The organism is Pseudomonas tehranensis (assembly GCF_014268615.1).
Lineage (GTDB): Bacteria > Pseudomonadota > Gammaproteobacteria > Pseudomonadales > Pseudomonadaceae > Aquipseudomonas > Aquipseudomonas tehranensis.
The window spans coordinates 19,765-28,768 of record NZ_JABWQV010000043.1 but is presented as its reverse complement, the minus strand read 5'-3'; the positions used below and the strand labels follow the sequence as shown (position 1 = coordinate 28,768).

The window sequence follows — 9,004 nt, the reverse complement described above, 5'->3', positions numbered from 1 at the left end:
CCACGGATTTCCCTCTTTCCTGACCTCTATTCTCAAACGCTAATTTTTCCGGTCTGCATTCGTTTTATAGGGACGACATGCCTTTGTGCCTTGTGCCCACTGATTCCGGATACCCAGAAATGAATGCTGAAGACGCCTTGAAACTTGCTCGCCGGTTTATCGGGTTGCCCCTGGACAAGCGCCGGATGTTCCTGGCGGCGCTGGACAAGGAGGGCGTCGAGTTCAGCGGTTTCCCCATCCCCCAGGGCGTCGAAGCCGAAGATCGCCAAGCCTTGTCCTACGCCCAGCAGCGTATGTGGTTCCTCTGGCAACTGGAGCCCGGCAGCGCAGCCTACAACCTGCCGGGGGCGGTGCGGCTCAAGGGCGCGTTGAGCCTGACGGCGCTGGAGCAGGCCTTCGCCAGCCTCGTCGCGCGTCACGAAACCCTGCGTACGGTGTTCCAGCGTCAGGCGGACGATAGCCTGTTGCAAGTGCCGACCTGCGCGCCGCTGGTGATCGAGCAACAGGATTTCAGTGCCTTGCCGGCCGCCGAGTGCGAACGGGCGGTGGCCGAGGCGGCGCAGCAACAGTCACTGCTGCCCTTCGATCTGGCGGTCGGGCCGCTGCTGCGGGTGAAGTTGCTCAAGCTCGACGAGCAGGAACACGTGCTGTTGCTGACCTTGCACCACATCGTCTCCGACGGCTGGTCGATGAACGTGCTGATCGACGAATTCATCCGCTGCTACGACGCCCATGAAGCGGGGCAGACGCCGCAACTCGCGCCGCTGCCGATCCAGTACAGCGACTACGCCCTGTGGCAGCGCCGCTGGCTCGAAGCGGGCGAGCAGGCGCGACAACTCGAGTATTGGCAGGCGCAACTGGGCAGCGAGCATCCGGTGCTCGAACTGCCGACCGATCACTCGCGCCCGGCCATGCCGAGCTATCGCGGCAGTCGTCATGAGTTTGCCATCGACGCCACTTTGGCGGAGCAACTGCGCAGCACCGCCCAGCAGCATGGCGTCACGCTGTTCATGCTGTTGCTCGGCGCGTTCAACGTGCTGTTGCATCGCTACAGCGGCCAGTCCGATATCCGCGTCGGTGTGCCGATCGCCAACCGCAATCGCGATGAAATCGAAGGCCTGATCGGCTTCTTCGTCAACACCCAGGTGCTGCGCACCGAACTTGACGGGCAGACGCGGGTTGCCGATTTGCTGCGCGCAGTCAAAGAAACCGCGCTCGGTGCCCAGGCCCATCAGGACCTGCCATTCGAGCGCCTGGTCGAAGCCTTGAAGCTGGAACGCAGCCTCAGCCATACGCCGCTGTTCCAGGTGATGTACAACCATCAGCCGCACGTAGCCGACATCACCACGGTCAGCACCGCGTCCGGGCTGGAACTCGGCATGCTCGACTGGCAGGGCCGCACCACCCAGTTCGACCTGACCCTGGACACCTACGAAAAGGCCGGCAAGCTGCATGCCGCGCTGACGTACGCCAACGACCTGTTCGAAGCACCAACCATCGCCCGCATGGCCCAGCATTGGTTGCGTTTGCTGGCGGCGATGGTCGCCGATCCGTCGCAACGCATCGGCGAATTGCCGCTGCTCGACGCCGACGAGCACAACACCCTGGTGCACGGTTGCAATGCCACGGGCCAACGCTATCCGAGCGACCGCTGCATGCATCAACTGATTGAAGCCCAAGTGGCGCGCACCCCGGATGCTCCGGCGTTGTTGTTTGGTGAACAAAGCCTGAGCTACGCCCAGCTCGATACCCGCGCCAACCGCCTGGCCCATCTGCTGCGTGAGCGCGGTGTGCGGCCGGACACGCTGGTGGGGATCTGCGTCGAGCGTTCGGTGGAAATGGTGGTCGGCCTGCTGGCGATTCACAAGGCTGGCGGCGCCTATGTGCCGCTGGATCCGGAATACCCGCAGGATCGTCTGGCCTACATGATCGAAGACAGCGGGATCGCGTTGCTGCTGACCCAGCGCTCGCTGGCGGCGGGGCTGCCAACCGATGGCGTCACCGTGATTTTGCTCGATCAGCCGAGCGGCTGGCTCGACGGTTACAGCCAGCGTCGCCCCGAGGTGACGGTTGATCCGCTGAGTCTGGCCTATGTGATCTACACCTCCGGCTCCACGGGCAGACCCAAGGGCGCGGGCAACAGTCACGCGGCATTGGTCAACCGTGTGTGCTGGATGCAGCAGGCTTACAGCCTGGACGACAGCGATGCGGTGTTGCAAAAAACGCCGTTCAGCTTCGACGTGTCGGTGTGGGAATTCTTCTGGCCGCTGATGGCCGGTGCGTGTCTGGTGGTGGCCGCGCCGGGCGTGCACCGCGACCCGCAGCAACTGATCGAGATCATCAACCGTTACGGTATCAGCACGCTGCACTTCGTGCCGTCGATGCTGCAGGCGTTTATCCATGAGCCGGGCGTGGAAACCTGTGAAGGGCTAAGGCGCATCGTCTGCAGCGGCGAAGCCTTGCCGCTGGACGCGCAGAAACAGGTCTTCGCCAAACTGCCGAACGCCAGCCTCTACAACCTGTACGGGCCGACCGAAGCGGCCATCGACGTGACCCACTGGACGTGCGTCGACGAAGGTGCCGATTGCGTGCCGATCGGTCGGCCGATCGCCAACTTGCGCACCCTCGTGCTCGACGCCCAATTGGCGCCGGTGCCGTACGGCGTGTCTGGCGAGTTGTACCTGGGCGGGGCGGGGTTGGCGCGCAGTTATCACCAGCGCCCGGCGCTGACCGCCGAGCGTTTTGTGCCGTGCCCCTTCCATGACGGCGCGCGCCTGTACCGCACCGGCGACCGGGTGCGCCAGCGTGCCGACGGGGTGATCGAATACCTTGGCCGCCTCGACCATCAGGTCAAGCTGCGTGGCCTGCGCATTGAACTGGGTGAAATCGAAACCCGCCTGATGCAGCACCCGCTGGTGCGCGAGGCGGTGGTGTTGGTGCAGGACGGCAAGCATCTGGTGGGTTATCTGGTGCTGGAAAACACCCACCCGCAGGAGCAGTGGCAGCAGGACGTCAAAGCCTGGCTGTTGGGCAGTCTGCCGGAATACATGGTGCCGACCTACCTGATGCCATTGGCCGGACTACCGGTCACCGCCAACGGCAAACTGGACCGCAAGGCCCTGCCGCAACCGGACGCGGCGCCGCAGCAGGCGTTCGTCGCGCCGCAGGATGCGCTGCAGATCGCGCTGGCTGAAATATGGCAGGACGTACTCGGGCTGGAGCGGGTCGGCCTCGAAGACAATTTCTTCGAGCTGGGCGGTGATTCGATCATCTCCATTCAAGTGGTGAGCCGTGCGCGACAGGTCGGTATCGGCATCAATCCGCGTGATCTGTTCCAGTACCAGACCGTGCGCAGCCTGGCCCTGGTCGCCAGCCTCGACCATCACAGTGCGGTGGATCAGGGGCCCATCACCGGCGCGGCCCTCCTCGGGCCGATCCAGCAGCAGTTTTTCTCGCGGCCGATGAACGCCCGCGAGCACTGGAACCAGTCGCTGCTGCTGACCGCTCGCGAGCCCTTGAATGGGCAATGGCTCGACGCGGCGCTGACCTGCGTGATCAATCATCACGATGCCCTGCGCCTGCGCTTTGTGCCTGGCGCGGACGGCTGGCAACAGAGCCACGGACCGCTGCGGCAAAGCGCTGATCTGTGGCTGCGCGAAGCCCAATCCGCCGAGCAATTGAATGCGCTGTGCGACGAGGCGCAGCGCAGCCTCTCCCTGCAAGAGGGGCCGCTGTTGCGCGCCATGTTGGTGAATCTGGCCGACGGCAGTCAGCGGCTGGCGCTGGTCATCCATCACCTGGTAGTGGACGGCGTGTCGTGGCGGGTGTTGCTGGAAGATTTGCAGCAGGCTTACGAACAACTGGCGGCGGGTGGCGGCGTGACCTTGCCGGCCAAGACCAGTGCATTCCAGAGCTGGACCGCGCGTCTGGACGCCGAAACGTCGCGCTTCGACGATCAGTTGGCCTATTGGAAAGCCCAGCATCTGGGTGCGCTGGATCTGCCGTGCGATCGGCCCCAAGGCAGCCTGGAAAATGCCCACGGCGCGAAGATCGAATGGCGTTTGGATGCCGAACTGACCCGACAATTGCTGCAGCGGGCGCCTGCGGCGTATCGCACCCAGGTCAACGATCTGCTGCTGACCGCGCTGGCCCGCACCATCAGTCGCTGGAGCGGGCAGCCGGACACGCTGATCGAACTGGAAGGTCATGGCCGTGAAGCGCTGTTCGAAGACATCGACCTGACCCGGACGGTGGGTTGGTTCACCAGTCTGTTCGCGGTGAAGCTGACGGCCAGCGACGATCTCGGCGGTTCGATCAAGGCGATCAAGGAACACCTGCGCGGCGTCCCGGACAAAGGCCTGGGTTATGGCGTGCTGCGTCATTTGGCGGCACCTTCGGTGCGCGCCGAACTGGCGGAGCTGGCGCCCCCGCGCATCACGTTCAACTATCTCGGGCAGTTCGACCGGCAGTTCGATGAGGCGGCGTTGTTCGTGCCCTCCAGCGAAGGCAGCGGCGTCGCCCAGGACCCGACGGCACCACTGGCCAACTGGCTGACTGTGGAAGGTCAGGTCTATGGCGGCGAACTGGCGATGAGCTGGGGTTTCAGCTGTGAGATGTTCGACCGCGCGACCGTGCAGCAACTGGTCGATCGATACGCCATTGAGCTAAAGGCGCTGATCGAACATTGCACCAACCTGGTCACGCCGCAACCCACGCCGTCGGATTTCCCGATGGCGTCTGTCACTCAGGCGCAACTCGACGGGCTGCCGGTGCCGGCCGGCCAACTCGACGATCTCTACCCGCTATCACCGATGCAGCAGGGGCTGTTGTTCCACACCCTCTACGAGCAGGCCGCCGGTGAGTACGTGAACCAGTTGCGGGTGGACGTGCAAGGCCTGGACACCGAGCGTTTCCGCGCCGCTTGGCAAGCCACCGTCGATGCGCAGGACATCTTGCGCAGCGGCTTCGTCTGGCAGGGGCAATTGCAGCAACCGCTGCAGATCGTCCACAAGAAGGTGCAATTGCCGTTCACGGTGCTGGACTGGCGCGAGCGTAGCGATCCGTCGCAGGCCCTTGCCGCGCTGGCCGATACCGAGCGCGCGCAAGGTTTCGATCTGAGCCAGGCGCCACTGTTGCGCCTGGTGCTGGTGCAGACCGGCGCCGGCCAATGGCATTTGATCTACACCTATCACCACATCTTGATGGACGGCTGGAGCAATTCGCAGCTGCTCGGTGAGGTGATGCAACGCTACAGCGGCCGCACGTCGGCCAGCGCCGTCGGGCGCTATCGCGATTACATCGCCTGGCTGCAACGTCAGGACGGGCAATTGAGCGAGGCGTTCTGGAGCGCTCAACTGGCGACTTTGCAGGAGCCGACCCGCTTGGCGCGAGTGATGTCCGCCAGCGAAATCCACAGCGGTCATGGCGATCACTTCCAGACCCTGGACGTGCAGCGCACCCAGGTTCTGGAACAGTTTGCCCGCCAGCAGAAAGTCACCCTCAATACCTTGGTGCAAGCGGCGTGGCTGTTGTTGCTGCAACGCTATACCGGTCACGACTGCGTCGCCTTTGGCGCCACCGTGGCCGGGCGTCCGGCGGACTTGCCGGGCATCGAGCGACAGGTCGGTCTGTTCATCAACACCTTGCCGGTGATCGCTGCGCCGCGCCCGGATCAGTCGGTCGGGGCCTGGCTGCAAGCGGTGCAGGCGCAGAACCTGAGCCTGCGCGATTTCGAGCACACGCCGCTGGCCGACATCCAGCGCTGGGCCGGGCAGGGCGGCGAAGCGCTGTTCGACAACATCCTGGTGTTCGAAAACTACCCCATCGCCCAGGCCCTGCAAGAAGGCGCCGGGCAGGGCGTGGTGTTCGGTGAGGTCACACACCAGGAGCAAACCCATTACCCGTTGAGCGTTGCGGTGACCATTGGTCAGAGCCTGGCGCTGCACTACAGCTTCGACCGGGCGCATTTCAGCCCGGCGGCCATCGCCGGCATCAGCGAGCACCTGTTGCAACTGCTGGAACGCTTCGCCGAATCGGCGCTGCGCCACCTGGGGGAAATCGCCTTGGCCGGCGCCGAGGAACAGGCCCGGCAACAGGCGAACAACCACCCGCAGCCATACTCGACCGACATTGCCGTACACCAGCGCATCGCCCATCTGGCGGCGCTAAACCCGCACAGTACGGCGGTGATCTTTGACGGCCAGCGTTTCAGTTATGGCGACATCGAGCGGCGGGCCAACCAATTGGCCCACGCACTGATAACCCATGGTGTGGGCCCGGAAACCCGGGTCGGCGTGGCCTTGCCGCGCAGCGAAGGGGTGATTGTCGCGCTGCTGGCGGTGCTCAAGGCCGGCGGTGCTTATGTGCCGCTGGACACTGGCTATCCCCGTGAACGCCTGGCGTACCTGATCGAGGATTCAGGGCTGGCGTTGTTGCTCACCGACTCCCGGGTGTCGGCGCAGTTGCCGTTGGAAGGTGCCGCCCAGGTGCTGGAACTCGATCGCCTGGACCTGAGCCTGCAACCGGTGAGCACACCGTCCGTCCAGATCGACCCGCAGAACCTCGCTTACGTGATCTACACCTCCGGTTCCACCGGAAATCCCAAGGGGGTGAGTGTGGCCCATGGTCCGCTGGCGATGCACTGCCAGGCCATCGGCGAGCGTTATGAAATGCACAGCAGCGATTGCGAATTCCATTTCATGTCCTTCGCCTTCGACGGTGCCCATGAGCGCTGGCTCACCAGCCTGACCCACGGTGCCTCCTTGCTGATTCGCGATGACAGCCTGTGGACCCCGGAACAAACCTATAACGCCATGCGCGAGCACGCTGTGACGGTGGTGGCGTTCCCACCGGTGTACCTGCAACAACTGGCCGAACACGCCGAGCGCGAGGGCAACCCGCCGAAGGTGCGCATCTATTGCTTTGGCGGCGATGCGGTGGCCAACGCCAGTTTCGAACGGGTCAAGCGCGCCCTGAATCCAGACTTCATCATCAACGGCTACGGCCCGACCGAAACCGTGGTCACGCCGCTGATCTGGAAAGCCGGCCGTGACGTAGTGTGCGGGGCCGCGTATGCGCCCATCGGCAGCCGCATCGGCGACCGCAGCGCCTACGTGCTGGACGCCGACCTGAACCTGCTGCCCCAAGGCATGGCCGGTGAGCTGTACCTGGGTGGCAGCGGTCTGGCCCGGGGTTACCTCAACCGCCCAGGCTTGACGGCCGAGCGGTTTATCGCCGACCCGTTCAGTGCGGGTGGTGGCTTGCTGTACCGCACCGGCGACCTGGTGCGCCAGCGCGCCGACGGCACGTTCGATTACCTGGACCGCATCGACAACCAGGTGAAGATCCGTGGTTTCCGTATCGAACTGGGAGAAGTCGAAGCCAGCCTGCAAGCCCTCGATGGCGTGCGTGAAGCGGTGGTGGTCGCCCAGGAAGGCAGTGCCGGCAGCGGCAAGCGTCTGGTGGCCTATGTGGTGGCCGATGAATCAATGGTCCCGCGTGCCGATTTCACCGAGCACCTGCGCGACCAACTCAAGGCCACCCTGCCGGCGCACATGGTCCCGGCCTATCTGCTGCTGCTCGAACGCCTGCCACTGACCCCCAACGGCAAGCTCGACCGCAAGAACCTGCCCAAGCCCGACGTCAGTCAATTGCGGCAAACCTACGTGGCACCGCGCAGCACATTGGAACAGCAACTGGTGTCGATCTGGCAGGATGTGCTCAAGCTCGAGCAAGTGGGGCTGCGGGACAACTTCTTCGAGCTGGGCGGCGATTCCATCGTCTCGATCCAGGTGGTCAGCCGCGCCCGGCAGGCCGGTATTCACTTCACCCCCAAAGACTTGTTCCAGCACCAGACCATCGAAGCGTTGGCGGTGGTGGCGCGTCTGGGTGAAACCACGCACGTCATCGATCAAGGCCCGGTGAGCGGTGCGCTGACCCTGTTGCCGGTGCAACGGTTGTTCTTCGAGCAGGCGATCCCTGAGCGTCAGCACTGGAACCAGGCGGTGCTGCTCAAGCCCACACACGCTCTGGATGCCCGTGTGCTGGCGCAAGCCTTGAGCGCGCTGGTGGTGCAGCACGATGGCCTGCGCTTGAGCTTCAGCGAACGCAGTGAGGGCTGGCAGGCCACTTACCGGTCCCCGGCCAGCCACTGCGCAGACCTGCTCTGGGCGGTGGATGTGCCTGACGCCCAGGCGCTGGATAACATTGCCAACCGCGCGCAACGCAGCCTGGACCTGCAAGACGGGCCACTGCTGCGGGCGGTGCTGGCGACGCTGGCCGATGGCAGCCAGCGGCTGTTGCTGGTGATCCATCACCTGGTGGTGGATGGCGTGTCGTGGCGGATTCTGTTCGACGATCTGCAAAGCGCCTACCGGCAACTGGCCGACGGCGCGATGCTGCAGTTGCCAGCGAAAACGACCTCGGCACAGGTCTGGGCCGAACGTCTGCAAGGTTATGCCCGCAGCGCGTCGTTGCAGGAAGAACTGGCCTACTGGCAGGCCCAACTGGAGGGTGTCGATGGGCGGTTGCCGATGGACAATCCCCAGGGCGGCCAGCAGAACCACCTCGCGCTGACGGTACGCACCCGGCTCGATGCTTCATTGACCCGCCAACTGCTGCAAGACGCGCCCAAGGCCTATCGCACCCAGGTCAATGATCTGCTGCTCACCGCGTTGGCCCGGGTCATGGTGCGCTGGACCGGCAGCGACAGCGCGTTGATCCAGCTCGAAGGCCATGGCCGCGAAGCGTTGTTCGATGATGTGGACCTGACCCGCACCGTCGGTTGGTTCACCAGCCTGTACCCGGCCAGACTGACGCCGTCGACGGACCTGGGCAGCTCCCTCAAGCAGGTCAAGGAGCAGTTGCGCTCGATCCCCAACAAAGGCCTGGGTTTCGGTGCCTTGGCCCATCTGGCGGATAGCTCGACGCAGGCGATCCTTGCCCGGCTGCCGGTACCGCAGCTGACCTTCAATTACCTGGGGCAGTTCGATGCCAGCTTCAGCGA

The 9,004-nt window shown here is 64.3% G+C and carries 1 protein-coding gene (cut by a window edge); it reads left to right on the top strand.

All coding sequences use genetic code 11. From position 1 onward, the window contains the following. Positions 1 to 119: 119 nt before the first annotated feature. Positions 120 to 9,004, top strand: the 5' portion of a protein-coding gene (locus HU811_RS10215) for a non-ribosomal peptide synthase/polyketide synthase (protein WP_186655645.1). 3,601 nt of this gene lie beyond the right edge of the window; only the first 8,885 of its 12,486 coding nucleotides appear in the window; the start codon lies at positions 120 to 122; its stop codon lies beyond the right edge, outside the window.